Source organism: Beijerinckia mobilis, assembly GCF_000745425.1.
Classification (GTDB): domain Bacteria; phylum Pseudomonadota; class Alphaproteobacteria; order Rhizobiales; family Beijerinckiaceae; genus Beijerinckia; species Beijerinckia mobilis.
The window spans coordinates 232,674-249,601 of the sequence record NZ_JQJH01000002.1; the positions used below are offsets into that span (position 1 = coordinate 232,674).

The 16,928-nt window shown below is 58.9% G+C and carries 15 protein-coding genes and 1 pseudogene; 8 read left to right on the forward strand and 8 right to left on the reverse strand.

The features are described from left to right. Nucleotides 1-299 precede the first annotated feature (299 nt). Nucleotides 300-1,652, reverse strand: a complete 1,353-nt coding sequence (locus DL88_RS03290) for an ActS/PrrB/RegB family redox-sensitive histidine kinase (RefSeq protein ID WP_034992201.1) — start codon at nucleotides 1,650-1,652, stop codon at nucleotides 300-302. A 606-nt stretch (nucleotides 1,653-2,258) separates the two neighbouring features. Between DL88_RS03290 and DL88_RS03295 the strand changes: the two genes are divergently transcribed. The 6 genes and pseudogenes from DL88_RS03295 to pqqE all read left to right on the forward strand — a co-directional run bounded on the left by DL88_RS03295 (nucleotide 2,259) and on the right by pqqE (nucleotide 7,318). After that, entirely contained in the window at nucleotides 2,259-3,542 is a 1,284-nt protein-coding gene (locus DL88_RS03295) for a polyhydroxyalkanoate depolymerase (protein WP_034991593.1), read from the forward strand. A 284-nt stretch (nucleotides 3,543-3,826) separates the two neighbouring features. Then, nucleotides 3,827-3,904, forward strand: a complete 78-nt coding sequence (gene pqqA, locus DL88_RS21045) for a pyrroloquinoline quinone precursor peptide PqqA (RefSeq protein WP_084704909.1) — start codon at nucleotides 3,827-3,829, stop codon at nucleotides 3,902-3,904. A 24-nt stretch (nucleotides 3,905-3,928) separates the two neighbouring features. Continuing rightward, complete coding sequence (gene pqqB, locus DL88_RS03300) at nucleotides 3,929-4,828, forward strand: pyrroloquinoline quinone biosynthesis protein PqqB (RefSeq protein ID WP_034991595.1); 900 nt, start codon at nucleotides 3,929-3,931, stop codon at nucleotides 4,826-4,828. After that, nucleotides 4,828-5,568, forward strand: a pseudogene (gene pqqC, locus DL88_RS03305) (pyrroloquinoline-quinone synthase PqqC); the annotation flags it as partial. The gene pqqB and the pseudogene pqqC, both read left to right, overlap by 1 nt. Nucleotides 5,569-5,909: 341 nt before the next feature. Further along, nucleotides 5,910-6,197, forward strand: coding sequence for a pyrroloquinoline quinone biosynthesis peptide chaperone PqqD (pqqD, locus tag DL88_RS03310; RefSeq protein WP_034991597.1), 288 nt, complete (start codon nucleotides 5,910-5,912; stop codon nucleotides 6,195-6,197). After that, nucleotides 6,194-7,318, forward strand: coding sequence for a pyrroloquinoline quinone biosynthesis protein PqqE (pqqE, locus tag DL88_RS03315; protein ID WP_034991601.1), 1,125 nt, complete (start codon nucleotides 6,194-6,196; stop codon nucleotides 7,316-7,318). Before pqqD ends, pqqE begins: the two co-directional genes overlap by 4 nt. Nucleotides 7,319-7,384: 66 nt before the next feature. Here the strand turns inward: pqqE and DL88_RS03320 are convergent, their stop codons facing one another. The 7 genes from DL88_RS03320 to DL88_RS03350 all read right to left on the reverse strand — a co-directional run bounded on the left by DL88_RS03320 (nucleotide 7,385) and on the right by DL88_RS03350 (nucleotide 15,260). Further along, on the reverse strand, nucleotides 7,385-8,764 hold the full coding sequence (locus DL88_RS03320; protein ID WP_034991606.1) for a sulfotransferase family protein: 1,380 nt from the start codon (nucleotides 8,762-8,764) through the stop codon (nucleotides 7,385-7,387). A gap of 295 nt (nucleotides 8,765-9,059) precedes the next feature. Further along, complete coding sequence (locus DL88_RS03325; RefSeq protein ID WP_034991609.1) at nucleotides 9,060-9,938, reverse strand: SDR family oxidoreductase; 879 nt, start codon at nucleotides 9,936-9,938, stop codon at nucleotides 9,060-9,062. Then, entirely contained in the window at nucleotides 9,935-11,158 is a 1,224-nt protein-coding gene (queG, locus tag DL88_RS03330) for a tRNA epoxyqueuosine(34) reductase QueG (RefSeq protein ID WP_156970909.1), read from the reverse strand. The genes DL88_RS03325 and queG overlap by 4 nt, the downstream gene beginning before the upstream one ends. A gap of 257 nt (nucleotides 11,159-11,415) precedes the next feature. Next, entirely contained in the window at nucleotides 11,416-12,105 is a 690-nt protein-coding gene (locus DL88_RS03335) for a glutathione S-transferase family protein (protein ID WP_034992208.1), read from the reverse strand. Between the two features lie 341 nt (nucleotides 12,106-12,446). After that, nucleotides 12,447-13,529 carry an extensin-like domain-containing protein gene (locus DL88_RS03340; RefSeq protein WP_084704863.1) on the reverse strand — a complete coding sequence of 361 codons (1,083 nt, stop codon included), beginning with the start codon at nucleotides 13,527-13,529 and terminating at the stop codon, nucleotides 12,447-12,449. Between the two features lie 108 nt (nucleotides 13,530-13,637). Then, nucleotides 13,638-14,162, reverse strand: coding sequence for a DUF2852 domain-containing protein (locus DL88_RS03345; protein WP_084704865.1), 525 nt, complete (start codon nucleotides 14,160-14,162; stop codon nucleotides 13,638-13,640). Nucleotides 14,163-14,561: 399 nt separating this feature from the next. Then, entirely contained in the window at nucleotides 14,562-15,260 is a 699-nt protein-coding gene (locus DL88_RS03350) for an SDR family NAD(P)-dependent oxidoreductase (protein ID WP_034991613.1), read from the reverse strand. On the opposite strand from DL88_RS03350, the gene DL88_RS03355 reads away from it, so the two are divergent. Both DL88_RS03355 and DL88_RS03360 read left to right on the forward strand, forming a co-directional pair. Then, nucleotides 15,259-15,438: a hypothetical protein gene (locus DL88_RS03355; RefSeq protein WP_034991616.1), complete on the forward strand. Its 180-nt coding sequence runs from the start codon at nucleotides 15,259-15,261 to the stop codon at nucleotides 15,436-15,438. The genes DL88_RS03350 and DL88_RS03355 overlap by 2 nt on opposite strands. A 442-nt stretch (nucleotides 15,439-15,880) precedes the next feature. Further along, on the forward strand, nucleotides 15,881-16,735 hold the full coding sequence (locus DL88_RS03360) for a DUF3108 domain-containing protein (protein WP_156970911.1): 855 nt from the start codon (nucleotides 15,881-15,883) through the stop codon (nucleotides 16,733-16,735). Nucleotides 16,736-16,928 lie beyond the last annotated feature (193 nt).

A 16,928-nucleotide genomic window follows, 5' to 3' on the forward strand; every position in this document is an offset into this window, starting at 1 on the left:
GCCATGCTCGGTGGCGGTCATGCGCTGTTGGTTGCTTCGGTGGGTTATCCCGTTAGGCCCGTCTTTGAGTCTGTTGCGCAAAGGTTGGGCGCAAGGGTTGCTGTCGCAAAGGGTTTCATCGAGTTGCGTCATTCGGCAGGACGGCGGGAGCGGCGAGGAATCCGTTTGGCGCGCGTTTCAGGACGACTTTGCTCAATGGCTATGCCTTTGCTGAAGCTATTCTAATCATTTTGCGTGCGTTTTGTACATCCTTCGCGTCTGCTTGAGAATAGAAATCCCGGCATCCTGTTCCTCTGCCGCTACGGGTTTTGAGTGCCGGAGAGACGGGAGAGAGAGGCGGACTCCTGTTCGAACACGGTCCGGTTCCAGGTGATGCTGATGGAGGCGCCTGATTCGGGTGCAGGCCTGTTGGCGGTGGTCACGCTCGCGCCCGAGCGTTCCAGAAGCGTTTTGGCGATGAAGAGGCCAAGGCCGAGGCCTGATCCTTCCTCAATCTTGGCGCGCCGGTTGGCCCTGGTCGTTACATAGGGCTCGCCGAGATGGCCGAGAACATGCGGCGCGAAACCCGGTCCGTCATCCTCGATGGTGATGCGGACGCTGGTCTGGCTCCAGTTGGCCTTGATGCTCACCTTGGTCCTGGCGAAATCGATCGCATTTTCAACGAGATTGCCGAGGCCGTAAAGGATACCTGCATTGCGGCGACAGGAGGGTTCACGGCCTTCGCCCTGCGCCTCGACCTCGAGCTGAATGTCGAAGTCACGCTGCGGCTCGACGACTTCTTCAAGCAATAGCGTGACGGACATACGCTGCAGAATATCGCCGCTATCCTCGCCGAGTGAAGTCAGCTTGCCGAGAATGGTGCGACAGCGGGCGACTTCCTGGGCGAGCAGTGCAATATCTTCCTGCGGGAGCAGATTTTCTTGATCGAGATTTTGTGCAGCCTTCTGGAGATCGCGCGTCACCAGGGTAATGGTGGCGAGCGGGGTGCCGAGTTCATGTGCGGCGGCGGCGGCGAGTCCGTCGAGCTGGGTCAGATGCTGTTCGCGGGCGAGCACGAGTTCGGTTGCGGCAAGGGCATCGGCGAGTTTGCGTGCTTCCTCCGCGACGCGTGAGGCATAAATCGCCATGAAACTTGCGCCCAGCGCGATCGCGATCCAGATGCCGAAACGGTAAAGCAGCGGCAGGTTGATTTTTTCGCTGGCGTACCAGGGCAGCGGATAGTGAAAAAAGATGAGCAGCGTGGTCGCCGTGATCATCAAAAGGGTCAGCACCAAAGTCGTGCGGCCCGAGAGCGAGACAGCGGCAATCACCACCGGGGCGAAGACCAGCATGGAAAAGGGATTTTGCAGGCCGCCGGTCAGAAACAGCAGGGCGGTGAGCTGAAGAATATCATAAGCGAAGGTGAGCGAGGCGGAGAGGTCGTCGAGCCTGTGCGTGCGCGCGAATCGGATACGTAGGCCAATATTGAGGCAGGCCGAGGCGCCAATGGCGACAAGACAGGCAAGAAACGGCAGGTTGAATCCGAAGCCGTAATAGACGATGAGCACCGCTGCCGTTTGGCCGAACAAGGCGAGCCAGCGCAATTTGATGAGCGTGTCGACGCGCAAGCGGCGTGAATAGCGGCTGAGATCGACTTCGGGCAAAGAGGGCATGAAAAGATCGCGTTCTACCAAGCCATGTGATCACGGTGGGTCCGGATCAACGAGGCCGGTATAATTCGTCTCTATCAGCTTGAATAGTGAGCGAATAAAGCGCCGCTGGAGGTCAATCGTCAGACATCGCCCAAGGGAAGCTGTGGGAGCAGGTGGGCGCAAAGAGGACAGGAAGGCTGAGGTGATCGAGGCCGGAAGCTGTTCGGAGACGGAATATCGCCTGCACTGTGCCCTCAAAAGAATCTGCCGTCAGAGGACTGTATTGTCGGTAGATTTTGCTCTGGGCGATCCCTGCTGCCAGAAAAGCAGGATGTCAAAAAAACGTGACCGTGGCAATAGTCGCTTCGTAATGGTAGAAATCCCATATCGAAACAGGTATTATAAACGCCCTGTTTCCGAATGGGGAATAGAACAGGTATGCGACATTGTGAAGCGCAAACGGGGATATCTGCGCTTCCGGGAATTCATGCTGGCGAATCGATAATGTGGCTAGTCGCTAAGCATAAATCACGCCACGGAAAATGCAACAGGGTCGCCCTGGCGAAAATTGCGGCCGCTTGGCAGGTCGTTGTGTCGTCGGAGAAGCAGATCCGAAGGGGAGAACGAATGCGGCCGTATTCCTATGACATGCATGAAATCACGCATCTGGCCTTGACGCCTGCGCGTATCGTCACCGATGCCACGCGCCAATGGCTGAAGCATCCGGCCAATCCCATTTCCTATACGCGCGTGGGGCGTAATCTGGCTGCCTCGGCCGAGATTTTCGAGCGTCTGACCCGGCATTATGAAAAGCCGGTTTTTGGCCTCGATTCCGCGCATGTTGGCGGCATCACAGTCCCGGTGCTCGAGGAAGTCGTCTGGTCGGGTCCCTTCTGCAAGCTTCTGCATTTTCAGCGTGACGCCGCCGCGGCGCCCGAATGTGCCGCCGTGCTTGGCCGGCAGCCGAAATTGTTGATCGTCGCGCCCATGTCCGGCCATCACGCGACGCTTCTGCGTGGCACCGTCGCGGCCTTTCTGTCGGATTACGATGTTTATATCACCGATTGGACGGATGCGCGGCTCGTTCCCAAAGATCAAGGCGCCTTTGGTTTCGACGATTACGTCGATTATCTGATCGCGATCTGCCGTCTGCTGAATGGAGATGGGGCGGATGGCGCGCCCAAAGTGCCATTGCATACGATCGGCGTCTGCCAGCCGGCGGTGCCGCTGATCGTCGCCGTCGCACGGATGGAAGCCATGGGAGATCCGGCAGTGCCGGCCTCGATGACGCTGATGGGTGGTCCGATCGACACGCGGCGCAGCCCGACCGCCGTCAATCTCCTGGCCCAGGAGCGCGGCTTGCCATGGTTTCGCGAGCATTGCATCCATACGGTGCCCTACAGCTATCCGGGGTTCGGCCGCAGCGTCTATCCGGGCTTCTTGCAGCTCGCCGGTTTTATGGCAATGAATATCGACAAACATGTGACGGCGCATCTGGACATGTTCGAGCATCTTGTCGCCGGCGACGGTGATTCCGCCGAGAAGCACCGCGAATTCTATGACGAATATCTCGCTGTGATGGACCTCTCCGCCGAATTCTACCTTCAGACTGTGGATGCGGTCTTTGTCAAACATGCGCTGCCGCTCGGCGAAATGCGTCATCGCGGTGAGAAGGTCGATCTGCGCGCGATCCACCGCGTCGCTCTCCTCGCCGTTGAAGGTGAACGCGACGATATTTCCGGGCTTGGACAGACGGAGGCCGCGCTCGATCTTTGCGCTAACGTTCCATCCCGTCTGAAAGATTATTATATGCAGGAGAAAGTCGGTCATTACGGCGTCTTCAACGGCTCGCGCTTCCGCCGCGAGGTTGTGCCGCGCATTCGCGACTTTCATGCAGCCGTGACGGCATGACAGCATTCCGGGCTTTTCAAGTTCCCGGTCTTTCATTGTGGTCTCTTATGGGGCCGCGCCTCGCATAAGAATGACCTCATTGGGGAAACAAGGGCGCGCTTGCGCGTTTGAAGGTCAAACCTATGAGGTTCATCACTTTATCGGCAATTCCCGGTAAAGCGGAGAAAAGGAATGGCGTGCTGTTTGCCGCCATGTTAGAGAAAGAAAAGTTGCCTGGCTCGTGATGAAGCGGGAAACGGCGACTCTCGATAACTCGACAAAAAGAGTCTTTGTAGGAGGATCACATGACCTGGACCACCCCCGCCGTGACTGAAGTTTGCATCGGTATGGAAGTTACGAGCTACGCTCCGGCCGAAATCTGATTGGATAATCGGGGCTGGTCGCCTATGCGGGTTCTTGTTCTCGGATCGGCGGCCGGCGGCGGCTTTCCGCAATGGAACTGCCGATGCCCCGTGTGCAGTCTGGTATGGGCTGGTGACGCGCGTGTCACGGCCCGCACCCAGTCAAGTCTGGCGGTCAGCGCCGATGGCGAGCACTGGCTGCTACTCAATGCGTCGCCGGATCTGCGGCAGCAGATTATCTCCAATCGCGCCTTACATCCGCGCGAAGGGAAGCGTCACTCGCCAATCGCTGGCGTGTTTCTGACCAATGGCGATATTGATCATATCGCCGGCCTCCTCACTATGCGTGAGCAGCAGGCATTTACGGTCTATGGTACGGGGGCGACCCTCGCCCAGATCCCGCCCGGTAGCGTCTTCGGTGTCCTCAACCGGGCACTTGTCAAGACGCAGACCATCGCTCTCGATCAGCCTTGTGATACTGGCCTCGGCTTCACGGTGACGGCTTTTGCCGTGCCGGGGAAAGTGCCGCTTTATCTGGAAGGCGAAACGGTCGAAATCGGCGGGCTCTCGGAAAGCACATTGGGTCTCGAGATTGCCGGGCCGGCGCGGCGCTTTTTCTATATTCCCGGCTGCGCCGAAATAACCCCTGCGCTCCTTGAACGCATCAAAGGCGCTGATCTGCTCTTCTTCGACGGAACCACCTTCACCGATTCCGAAATGGTCGAACTCGGCCTCTCGCAGAAGACTGCCTGGCGCATGGGCCATGTGGCGATGGGCGGGGAAAAAGGCTCGCTCGCTGGCCTCGCCGATTGCGGCATTCCACGCCGTATCTATATCCACATCAATAATACGAATCCGGTTCTGATCAGCGACTCGCCCCAACGGGCGATCGCCGAAAAGGCCGGTTGGGAAATCGCTTACGACGGTATGGAGGTTGTCGCATAATGGGCGCTGACGAACTGCTTCTGTCCGGCGAGGAATTCGAGGCGCGGCTGCGCCAGATCGGCGCTGAGCGCTATCACAATCTGCATCGCTTCCATAAGCGGCTGCATTCCGGTGAATGTACCTATCCGGAGATCCAGGCCTGGGCGCTCAACCGCTATTATTATCAGGCAATGATCCCGATCAAGGATGCGACGGTCCTGACCCGGATGCAGGATGCCGAGGATCGCCGCCAATGGCGCAAGCGCATCGAGGATCATGACGGTCTGCATCCGGGGGATGGCGGCATCGAACGCTGGCTGAAACTGACCGACAGTCTTGGTTTTCCCCGCGACTACGTGCAGTCGACGCGCGGGATTCTTCCGGCGACCCGCTTCGCGGTTGAGGCCTATGTGGAATTCTGCCGGACCCGCAGCCTGCTCGAGGCCGTCGCCTCGTCGCTGACCGAGCTGTTTTCGCCGACCATCATCTCCGAACGTGTCGCCGGCATGCTCGCCCATTATGATTTCGTGAGCAGCGAGACGCTCGCCTATTTCTCGCAACGTCCGGTGCAAGCCAAGCGCGACAGCGATTTCGCGCTCGATTACGTCAAGAAACATGCGAAAACACGCGCGGAGCAGGACCTCGTCTGTGCGGCGCTTGAATTCAAATGTTCGGTGCTCTGGGCGCAGCTCGATGCTTTGTGGAGTGCCTATGTCGATGGCGCCATTCCGCCCGGTGCCTGGGTGCCGGGACAGGGAATAGGCTATGCGACACCACCCTCAGGCAAGGTCCAGGCTGCCTAAGGTAAACGGCCTGCGGAGGGAGAGGCGAGTACGCTGCGTCTCTCCGGCCCGCGCAATCTTTTTCGAGCGGGATTGTAAATCACCGATTGCGCTCAAACCTTGAAGGGCAGCGCCCTGATCCGCGTGGGCCACAATGGATTTCTCTCCAGCGTGTTGGCGCAGGCTTTGAGGGGCGGCATCGAGAGTATTCCGGATATATCTGGAAATACTCCACTTAAAAAATCGAGCATTTTCAGGGTAATGGTATTGCCAAGCGTTTCAACGCTATCGGAAAATGCTCTAGCGAAAGCGTATCATTCATGGGTGTCGAAACGAAGATTGAGCCGACGACCATTCCGCGTATGCCGCGTGGCGTGCGTCTCAAACATGATGAGACACGGGATGAATGGCTGCTGCTTGCTCCCGAACGTGTCGTCAAGCCCAATCCGAGTGCGATCGAAATCCTGAAACGCTGTGACGGTAAGGCGAATGTCAGCGAAATCGTGCAGGCGCTGGCCGAGCAATTCTCCGCCGATCCGGCGCTCATCGAACGCGATGTTCGTGCGCTTCTGAATGAACTCGCCGCCAAACGCATGCTGGATCTATGAACAAACCCGTTACAGATCACGCGCCGCAATCGTCGACAAAGATCGGCGCCCCGCTTGGTCTCCTAGCCGAGCTGACGCATCGTTGTCCCTTGGCCTGCCCCTATTGTTCAAACCCGCTCGATCTCGAAAAGGTCGCGGATGAACTCGACACCGCGGTCTGGAAGCGCGTGTTCTCCGAAGCGGCGGCGCTTGGCGTTTTGCAGGTGCATCTCTCCGGCGGCGAACCGCTCGCGCGACGCGATCTCGTTGAGCTCGTGGTCCATTGCGCGAGCCTTGGCCTCTACACCAATCTGATCACCTCCGGCATTGGCCTCACCCGCGAGCGGCTGAATGCGCTGAGCGAGGCTGGGCTCGATCATGTGCAATTGTCGATTCAGGATGCCGAAGCCGCATCGGCTGATCGCATCGCCGGTTATGAGGGCGCTTTCGCGCGCAAGCAGGCCGTTGCCGCCTGGGTGATCGAGGCGGGGCTGCCGCTGACCGTCAATGCCGTCATTCATCACGCCAATATCATCCGCGCCGGCCGCATGGTCGAACTGGCGGTCGCGCTCGGCGCCCGCCGCGTCGAGATCGCGCATACGCAATATTACGGCTGGGGTCTCGTCAACCGTGAGGCGCTGATGCCCGGCAAGGCTGAGGCGGAAGCCGCCATTGCCGAAGTCGAGGCGCTGCGCAAACATTATGCGGGCACGATCGTCATCGATCATGTCATTCCCGACTATCACGCGCGTTATCCTAAGGCTTGCATGGGGGGATGGGCGCGGCGGACCCTGAATGTCACGCCATCGGGTAAGGTCTTGCCCTGCCACGCTGCGGAAACGATTCCGGGCCTCACCTTCCTGACGGTGCGCGACGCCTCGCTCGCCGATATCTGGTTCAATTCGCCGGCCTTCAATGCATTTCGCGGAACCGACTGGATGCCCGAACCCTGCCGGTCATGTGACCGGAAAGAAATCGACTTTGGCGGATGCCGTTGTCAGGCTCTGGCATTGACCGGCGATGCATCACGGGCGGATCCGGTCTGCGTCAATGCGCCGGACCATGAAAAAGTCGTCGCCGTGGCGCGCTTCCGGGACGAGGGGAAGGATGAAACACCCTATGTTTACAGGCAAATGAAATAGCCATTCACTCTGTGGATTGGCGTGATTGAAGCCGCCTTTTTCCGTATTCCTCCCGCTATACTGCTTTCAGTTTCGTATTTTCCACACGCGGAGTGGCACCAGAAACATTCTGCGCCGTTCAACCTGCTCCCGTGCTGCGATCAGCGCCGCTTCGGTTTCCTCCCGCTTCGTTCTTTCCTGCTGCAGCTGATTCTGTAGATCGAGAATTACCGAATCGTTGGAAGCGATTGTTGATCGAAGAGTACCGATCTCTTCCAGGCGTGCGGCGACTGCTGCATCCTGTTCCGCTATCCTTTGCGTAAAGGTCTGTTGCAACTCCAATTGCGCCTGGTTTTTCTGATCAAGGGCGGCTTTGAGTTCATCGCGCTCTCCGGCAACGACGGACGTTATGTGTTCGGCCGCGTTACGTGCGGCATCAGCACCCTCCCGGGCGCTCGTCTGTTCCTGAACTGCCTGTTGCAGCGCATGATTTTGTCCGGTCAGCTCGTTATTGGCCGTCTGAGCGGCGTGGATCTGTGCCTGGATATTGTCGTGAGCGCTTTGCAGCGAGGTCAGTTGCAGTTCGAACGGGGCAAGCAATTGCCGGAAGCTCACAAATTGGTCGGCAAAATTGCGGAATTTTTCGTGGGCCGTCGCATCGGTCCTTGCCTGCCTCAACAATTCATAGGCGCTGCGTACCAGTGGCTGTCGTGCTCTGGGTGCCACACGCCCCTGCCGGTTCATCTCATCATGGATGAGATGGTTGACGGCGAGGATTCGATCATGATCCGAAAGCGATTTGCCGAGTCCCAGAAAGGTTTGTAGCCGTTGAGAGGTGGCGGCGGGATCTTCGAACCATTCATCATAATCGAGGATGAGAACATCCTGGTCCACTGAATAACGGAAACTTTCGACGATGTAATCGAGGCATCTGTATTCGCCGACGCTCGGATCGAGGCCATCCCTGGCTTTGAGAGAGGCGGCGATCTGCGCCGGATTGCGTATGCAGAAGACGAATTTCGGTTTCAGGTTCAGCCGGGTGAAAATGCGTTTCCACACCGGCATAAGTTTCGCGGTACGGGGATCCTTGAACCCGAAAGCATCTGTATGCCGGATTTTTTCTGCAATCAGTTGTTCCAGCCGGCCGATGATCGGTTGCAGGGCCGGATCCGCCCACCAGGCGGGCGGCAACGGAAAATCATGGGTCCGGGCGTAATAGGCACGATTGAAAAAGCTGAGGATTTCGTCCTGAAGGGCGACAATATCCCATCTCTCCCAATGCCCCAGTTCGTTGCCTGTACCCTCGCCCTTTTCATCGGCCATATCCACGCCGAGCGCACTCATAATGCTGGAACATAGAGAAGTGCCGCTCCGGTGCATGCCGAGAATGACGTAAATGGGCTTTTGATTGGAAGAGGAAACCGCCGGAGCGGAAAAGCCGGAATCGGGCTCGGGAAGAGAGATCAACGGGGATGTCCTTTAAAAGAACTCGATTCCAAATCGGCAGGCGTTGCGTATTGTGTGCTTTTTGCCGTCATGTGCTGACGCGAAGAATAAACATGTCCGCAATGACAGGCGGAGAGAATGATCAATGATTGGAAAAATCCGACCTGTTTATGAAATATAGAAGGATATTTTCCTATCCGGTCAATAGGACAATTATTCCTGCACAGATTCCGGCGTGAAGGCGCAGCTCCATCGACGAAGGGACCCAGTCTCCGAGTCTAAGTCACAATGAGTCTTGCTCGATTGGGACGGCGTATCAGAGCCGCCCCTCGCCGCTTTCCCAGAGGGCGGTCAGTCCCTCACGATAGGTTGGATAGGCGAGTTCCATCCGTAATTCCTGTTTGAGCTTCAGGTTCGATGCGCGTTTGTTTTCGGCGTAGAAGCTGCGGGTCATCGGCGAGAGGTCTAGGGCTTCCTCGATGGGGACTTCCGGTGGCGGTGTCATGCCGAGCAATTGCGCCGCATAGAGCACCACATCCTGCGGCGGCGTCGGCTCGTCATCGGTCACATTCCAGACCTCGTTGCGGCCCTCATGGGCCAGAGCACCGGCAATGGCGCTTGCAATATCATCCACATGAATGCGGTTGAACACCTGGTCGGGCTTGATGATCCGCCGCGCGGTGCCGGCGCGCAGATTGACGAGCACGTTGCGGCCGGGGCCGTAGATGCCGGCGAGACGCAGGATATGGACGTTCTTGTTGCGGCTCTTGCCGAGCGCGGCCCAGGATTTCTCCGCCTGGATGCGCGTGCGGGCGCGATCCGATGTGGGAACCGCCGGACGCGATTCATCGACCCATTGCCCTTGTCGATCGCCGTAAACGCCGACGGTCGAGAGATAGATGATTGTTTGCGGCCGGTCGATGCCGGCAATCTTGCGGCCAAAGCGGGACAGGACGGGATCGGTGGAAACGCCTGGGGGAATTGAGACAATGATGGCGTCGGCCGTTCCCAGTGCGTCGAGAATTGCCGGATCTTCTTTTTCAGGGCTGAACAGCAGGGGGGTGATCTGGTCGCTGGCGAGTTCCGCGGCCTTTTCCGCCGTGCGCACCGTGCCGCTGATCGCCTCGAACGAGGCGCCGAAACGATCGATGAAATGTAAGGCGCTGTATCCGAGTCCGAATGCGAACAGCTTCATGCAAAAACGCCCTTCTCCATCCTATCCGATTGCATCCATTCTCCGCGGACGTAAGGTTCTTTTTCGCGCGCGGCGAGCCTGCCCGCAAGGAAAAGAAATTCCGTCTCCGGCAAAAGTGCGCTGAGCGCCCAGACGGCGGCTCCGCGCACGAGCGGCGCATCATCGTCGATGAGCGCCAGAATCTGCGGTACCAGGGTTTTATCCCCGTTATTCCCGGCGGCGATCAGCACATTGCGCAGGAAACGGGCCCGGCCGATCCGTTTGACCGGATTGCCTGCGAAGAAACGCCGAAAAGCGGCATCGTCAAGGCCGAGCAATTCTGCGAGCTGTGGCGCCGTCCATTCGGACCTTGCCGCGAGCTTGATCTCCGCACTGGTGCTGGCGAATTTATTCCATGGGCAGATTGCTAGGCAATCGTCGCAGCCATAGATCCGGTTGCCGATCCTTTTGCGGAACTCCAGCGGGATCGGCCCTTTGTGCTCGATCGTCAGATAGGAAATGCAGCGGCGCGCATCGAGGAGGTAAGGCTCGGGAAAGGCCCCTGTGGGACAAGCGTCGAGACAGGCACGGCAGGAGCCGCAATGATCTTTTTCTGTGAGATCCGGTGAAAGGGACAGGGTCGTAAAGATCGCGCCGAGAAACAGCCACGAGCCCGCGCTGCGCGAGACGAGATTGGTATGGCGTCCCTGCCAGCCAAGGCCCGCTGCGGCGGCGAGCGGCTTTTCCATGACCGGCGCCGTATCGACGAAGACCTTGAGCTCTGGTTCGTCCGGTTGGAGGTGACGGCGCTTTGCCTCGGCGAGGAGCCAGGAGGCCAGCATTTTCAGGCGGCCCTTGATGATTTCGTGATAATCGCGGCCGCGCGCATAGAGCGAGATGTTGCCGCGGCCTGCTTCTCCGACATGGGCGAGCGGATCCTCTTCCGGGCCGTAATTCATGCCGAGCATGATAATGCTGCGGACTTCCGGCCAGAGCACGCGCGGATCGGTGCGGCGCGCCTGAGTCTCGCGCATCCAGTCCATGTCGCCGCAATAATCGCGTTCGAGCCAGGCTTGCAGGCGGGGGGCTAAAGAACCGTCGATCGCCGCTGGATCGGTCACGCGGCAGAGGGCGAAACCCTGATCGCGCGCCGCTGCCGCGAGAGCCTCCTTGAAGGCCGCGTCCGTTTTCGCTTCCTGTGACCGTTCTTGGGTTTGACCTTCGGTCTGATCAGGGATCATGGCGGATGATGGGTTTGATGATCTGTATCTGTCTCGAAGGAAGCAATCGCGCGGCCATAGGGGTTGGCGATTCCCTTCTTTGGGAGGGCAATTCCGGGTGCTTGCGCTTGTTCCGCGCCCGGAGGGCGTCTCCGACTGCCGGGTGTTATTGTGTCATTGGAATCGCTTTGACCGTTGCTTGTCCAGAGACAAAATGATCGCGGAAATTCTGGAGACGAAATGCGCTGAAACTTTCCGAAAATCGGATCTTTGATGCCTTAAAAATCGAGATCGGCATAGACGGCTGCCGGAGCAAGGCCGGGCAATCTGTCGTTCAAGAGGGAGCGGAAGGAGGGACGCGACTTGATCCGCGCGTACCACAGTTTTGCCGTCTCATCCTCCTCCCAAGGCACATCGCCCAGAAAGTCGATGCAGGAAATCTGCGCTGCGGCGGCGAGATCGGCATGAGTCAGACGATTGCCAGCGAGCCAGTTACGCCGTCCGGTGAGATAGCCGATGTAGCGCAGATGATAGCGAATATTGCCGCGGGCGATGCGCACGACCTCCATATCAGGTCCGCCGCCGCCCTGCGCCCTTGTCATGAAGCGTTTGGTCACCTTTTCAGTGATCAGCCAATCCACCACTTCCTGGTGGAATTTGCGGGCGAACCAATCATAAAGGCGGCGCACTTCGACGCGATCGAGCGGCTCTTCCGGCAAGAGCCTGTGGCGGCCGAGGCCGAGGCCGCGGGTTTCGTCGAGATATTCGGCAATCACATCTGCGCCGGGAATGACGTAATCGGCCTCGACCAGCACTGGCGTGGTGCCAGCCGGGTTGATCGCCAGAAACTCCGGGCGGCGCTGAAAGGTCTTTTCCTCGATCAATTGCGGCTCGATGCCATATTCGCCGAGAAGAAGTCGGACGAAACGGGAATGCGGGCATAGCGGATGATGAAAGAGCGTGACCATACGGCGCTGGCGGGATCCTGATGAAGGGACAATGAGCAAAAGCGTGGCAGGAACGGAAAAACCACGCTTTTGTGAAAGACCCGTTCTATAGGCTTCTCGGCGATTTGCCACAAGATCGGCAAAGGGGCCGAGCTTGCCCAAGGTGCATGGATCACGCCCTTTCATGATCCATAGTGCTTGACGGACTGCCGCCCCTCGGTCGCGGGGCAAAGGGCGAGAATTAAGGTTCATCGCCCTTTGGGATACCCGAGTTCCGCGGGAATTTCGGGTTCTGTTCCTGCAGATCATTCCATTCCAATGATCTGCAGGACTATGCCGCCTTATTCCTTCGGCAGGGGTCTTTAATGCTGGGGGATCGAGGAGGTAGGCAGGTCCCAATCCTGCGGGTGGCCTTCGGGAACGAAGGCGCCGTCCTCGCGCAGGCTGCCATGCAAGGGCTGCGGCGCCGATTGCTGCGATAATGTGCGGGCGCTTGATGCGTAGGAATTGGCCGCAACGGGCGGGACAGCGACATCGAGGCCGGATCCCGCGCCCTGCTGCAGGGCGACCGTCCTGGATTCACCCACCGCATGGTGCGCGACATCGATCTCGTCCTCGATGTCCGGGGCAGGCGGCAGATTGTCTTTCTGCGTCGGGGCTTGCATGGAAGGCGGCGCCGGTTTGCAGATGCGCCGGGGACCTGTCGATGTATTGCCGTGCATCGCCAGATCGAGATGAATGTGATTATAGTGAAAAATATTGGAGCCCGGTGCGAGCACCGTCGTAAAGCGGGAACAGGCACCGGCCTGAACGCCGAGCAAAAAGGCCCGGGTGGGCGCATCGCCCTGTGTCCAGTCATGCTGCACCGAAATGGTGCGGCCATCAGCGAGGCGGAAGCCGCCAATATCCATGGCATTGCCGAAAGCATGTTCGGAAATCCGGGCGCCAGCCTGATTGTTCATGCCCCTGCAGGAATAGGCGCCCATGCCATTGAGGCCCGCTACAGGTACGCCGAAAGTGGCCTGCGCCAGCGGCTGCACCACCTCGGCGAGCCACTCGTCCAGCAGGGCGATCATCGGACAATCGATCGTATGCGGTGAGTTGAAGGCTACCGCTCCGTTTTGCAGGGCGGTTACCTTGAAGGGGTAATCGAGTCCGCAGACACTAGGTCCGTCGATGGCGCGCGCCTGCTGGATGAAGAGGGTCGGGCGGATGCGATGTTGTGCGAGGCAGGCGCGCTCAGCCTGGCCGCGCCAGGCGGCGCGTTGCGGACGTTGATATCTCGAGCACCCTTCGACGAAGAGCAAAGCCGCGATGATGCCGAGCGGTAGAAGCAAACCATGGTGCCGCCAGTCTCGTGCGGGCAGGCCGGAGAGGCGGGGGCGCGGGCAATCGACGCGGGACGTGACTGCCCGATGCACGAAGGAGAAGAAGAAGCGTGCCATTGCCGCAAGATGCAGGCAATTTCTTAAGCAGCACTAAACCTTCGCCAAAAGAAAACTGGAGAGAAGACTTCCTCTCCAGCCGTCTATCGAAAAAGACACCGGGTGTTTTCAGGCAGCAGACGGGCCATTGTTGCGTTCGCGCATGAAACGCTCGAATTCCTCGCGATCCTTGGCGTGACGCAATTGTTCGAGGAAGGCTGAGAATTCCCGTTCGGCCGCTGCGAGCCTGCGACGTTCTTCCTCGAGCCTTGCGAGTTCGGCATTACGCCATTCGTCGAAGGCGCGGTTGCCGCTCGAACCACCGAAGCCGGAAAAACCGCCGCCGAAACCGCGCGGAAATCCGGCGCGGCAGGCAATGCCGTCAAGGCCGCCCCGGCGGTTCCATTGATCGCGCAGAAAACTGAAAAGATCGCCGGAATAGCCGCTCTTGCCCTGCCAGAATTTCCATCCGACGATGGCGAGACCCACCGGCCAGAACACGATGAAGCCGAGGATCATGGCGATAAATTCGGCGGGTTTCCAATTGGCGCAACCGCCATGGGACGCATAATGCGATTCATACCGGTAAGTGCCCCAGGGTGACCCCTCGCCCGAAGGCCGATCATCGCCCGGCCGTCCGCTGTAATAGCTCATGGACCGCTCCATTCTGGCCGCTGTCTTCGTCGATCGGGAGCCCAAGTTGAGAGCTCAGTTTGAGAGCTTAAGGGCCCCAATCCCGGCAAAGTCATCGTCCCGGCGGCACGGCAGGACGCACCTAATGTATAGCGGCCTTGAGCCATGTCGAGAGGGGGCCTCATGCGCCTTGATAAAATTAACCTTTCTGTAAGGTAAAGGAGAGCTCCAGGCGGGTTAGAGCATTTTGTTTTTGATGTTGGATCGCTCCGCGATTCCATTTGCTTGAAAATGCTCTGAATTTTCTGAGTGAAGCGTTTCTGGATATATCCGAAATGCTCTAGGCTGTTGCCGCTTCGTTCGCGAGCATCGGAGGTTTGAATCGGGCCGCCTTCAATGCTCACTCCTGGGCTGGTTGCTCTAGAATTTCTCGACGAATGTCCGCAGGTCGGCTTCGAAGCTCCAGGCGCCGCGCGGTTGCGCCAGAAAATCGAAATAGGTCTGGGCAATTGCATCAGGATCGATCATGTCCTCGCGTCCGGGGCCGGGCGGCACATTGCCGGGGCAGATCGCACCGTCGATGATGAAATGGGCGACATGGATATTGTGCGGCGAATATTCCCGCGCCGCGCTCTGCGCCAGAGCGCGCAGGGCGAATTTGCCCATGGCGAAGGGTGCCGATTGCGCATTGCCCTTGATGCTCGCCGTGGCGCCGGTGAAGAAGAGGGCGCCTTGCCCCTTGGCGCGCATGCGTCTGATCGCCTGCTGGGCGACGAGGAAGCCGCCGAAGGCGCCGGCATTGAGTGCGAAGGCGACGTCTTTCGGATCGAGATCGGTCAGTGATCCGCGCACCCGCCCCGCCACATTATAGATGACGACATCGGCTCCGCCCAATTCCTGGTCGACCGAAGCGAAAAGTGTGGCGACTGCATCGGGGTCGGTCGCATCTGCCTTAAAGAGTTTGGCGTTGGTTTGCGCCGCGAGACCCGCGAGCTTATCGACGTTGCGGGCGGCTAGTCCGATCTGCAAGCCCTTGGCCGAAAACAGTCTTGCAAGGGCAGCGCTCAATCCGCTGCCAGCGCCGACAATCAGGGCGGTCTTGTAAGGGAAAGTCGTCATGGATCACCTGAATACGAGCATCGATGCCGCGCCCCGGCGCGGTTTGCACGCCGGATCCTGCGCTTGGCTTCTCCTGCCGCCGCGCGTCTCTGATCCGGTCCTTTGCACGCGCATGGCGGAGTGGAACCAGACGATGCATTTTCCAGGCAGACGCGCCAAGGTGATTTTGGCAAGATAATCTGCCGGGGTGCTTTACAATGTTCGCGAGGCGTTGGGGTTAAGATTTCGTCAACCTTAATGGTTTCTTATGCGTCACAGAAGGGGGAATGGACAGATCGCCTTACACCCCGTCTTCTGCCGCACCTCCGGCATGGTCCGCGAGATTCCGGCGGTGGCACAGGCATTTCTGAAATCGCTTCGATTTCATGTCGTCCCCGATCAAAAACTGATATGATTTACCGGGAATATCCGTCGGGTTCAGGTTCGGGCTTCACGAAGCTTGAGAGGGCGCGACAAGCTGGATCTCTCCGTTCAACGATGGTCGCACGATGGTGTTTTGGTCTTTTCCCTGGCAGAGATATGTCCGGCGCATCAAAGCCGCCCCAGGCTTGTTCTCCCGCCAGATGCGGATGCGGTCGTGCCGTTCGCGGCAAGGGATGTCCAAAGGGATCTCCGAAGGGATGGGCCGGCGCCAGGACGAGGTGAGGCCATCCTTTCTCCTTATCGCCACCGCTCTTGGCATTCCGGCCGGCCTTGTAGCTGGCCTCGCGACGCCAGCGGCGGCGGATATGATCCGCGCGCAATATCGGCTGAGCTTGGTGGGTCTTGAGATCGGCAATGCCATAGCGACCGGCAATGTTGAGCCTTCCCATTACAAGATCGATCTCAACGCGCGGCTTACAGGCGTCGCGGCCATGGTTTCCAACATGCGGCTCGCCTTCGCCTCGACGGGCGCGCTTCATAGCGGTTCGGTTCTGCCGGCCTCTTACGCAACGACGAGCGGTACCGAGCAAGAGACGCACACGGTCCGCATGCGGCTGAAGTCAGGGACTGTGAAGGCTTTGGATATTTCCCCCCCATTCGAGGATTGGGAGGGCCGGGTGCCGGTGACCGAAGCCTTGAAACGCAATATTCTCGATCCGACCAGCGCGCTCATCATGGCGGTTCCAGAGAATCAGCCTTTGGTGGGACCAGCCGCCTGCAACCGGACCTTGCGCATCTACGACGGGTATATCCGCTATGATGTGGCACTCAGCTATGCGGGAACGCGTGACGTCCAGGTGACGGGTTATTCCGGGCCGGTTTCCGTCTGTGCCGCCCGCTATCGGCCGATTGCCGGCCATAAGCTTGATTCGCAATCGACCCGTTTCATGGCCGAGAACCGGGAAATCGAGGCTTGGCTCGCGCCGGTTGAAAAGGCGCATGTCGTCGTCCCCGTCCATGTTTCCCTGATGACGCTTGCTGGCCTTGCCGTGGTCGAGGCGACCGAATTTTCGGTCGAACCGTCATCCACCATGACCGCGCGGAGCCGTTAGCGCGTTTCCCCGGTCACGCGGCGGCGGCATTCTTCCGATTGCCGCCGTTATTTCCCGCCAGTCTTGCGATTTCCTGAAGGGCTGGCGGAAGCGCTTGCAAATCCGCATATTATCCGAAACGATGCATCATCCTTTGGCGGAATGCTCCTGTCTGCTGTAGGCGGGGAATCTGCATAAGGGTCTGGACCTGACA

Coding starts and splice junctions, on each gene's coding strand:
- DL88_RS03325 (WP_034991609.1), bottom strand. CDS start 9,938: ATGAAGCTGTTCGCATTCGGACTCGGATACAGCGCCTTACATTTCATC.
- pqqB (WP_034991595.1), top strand. CDS start 3,929: ATGCGGGTTCTTGTTCTCGGATCGGCGGCCGGCGGCGGCTTTCCGCAA.
- DL88_RS03340 (WP_084704863.1), bottom strand. CDS start 13,529: ATGGCACGCTTCTTCTTCTCCTTCGTGCATCGGGCAGTCACGTCCCGC.
- DL88_RS03360 (WP_156970911.1), top strand. CDS start 15,881: ATGGGCCGGCGCCAGGACGAGGTGAGGCCATCCTTTCTCCTTATCGCC.
- DL88_RS03290 (WP_034992201.1), bottom strand. CDS start 1,652: ATGCCCTCTTTGCCCGAAGTCGATCTCAGCCGCTATTCACGCCGCTTG.
- pqqA (WP_084704909.1), top strand. CDS start 3,827: ATGACCTGGACCACCCCCGCCGTGACTGAAGTTTGCATCGGTATGGAA.
- DL88_RS03350 (WP_034991613.1), bottom strand. CDS start 15,260: ATGACGACTTTCCCTTACAAGACCGCCCTGATTGTCGGCGCTGGCAGC.
- pqqD (WP_034991597.1), top strand. CDS start 5,910: ATGGGTGTCGAAACGAAGATTGAGCCGACGACCATTCCGCGTATGCCG.
- DL88_RS03295 (WP_034991593.1), top strand. CDS start 2,259: ATGCGGCCGTATTCCTATGACATGCATGAAATCACGCATCTGGCCTTG.
- DL88_RS03345 (WP_084704865.1), bottom strand. CDS start 14,162: ATGAGCTATTACAGCGGACGGCCGGGCGATGATCGGCCTTCGGGCGAG.
- queG (WP_156970909.1), bottom strand. CDS start 11,158: ATGATCCCTGATCAGACCGAAGGTCAAACCCAAGAACGGTCACAGGAA.
- DL88_RS03335 (WP_034992208.1), bottom strand. CDS start 12,105: ATGGTCACGCTCTTTCATCATCCGCTATGCCCGCATTCCCGTTTCGTC.
- pqqE (WP_034991601.1), top strand. CDS start 6,194: ATGAACAAACCCGTTACAGATCACGCGCCGCAATCGTCGACAAAGATC.
- DL88_RS03355 (WP_034991616.1), top strand. CDS start 15,259: ATGGATCACCTGAATACGAGCATCGATGCCGCGCCCCGGCGCGGTTTG.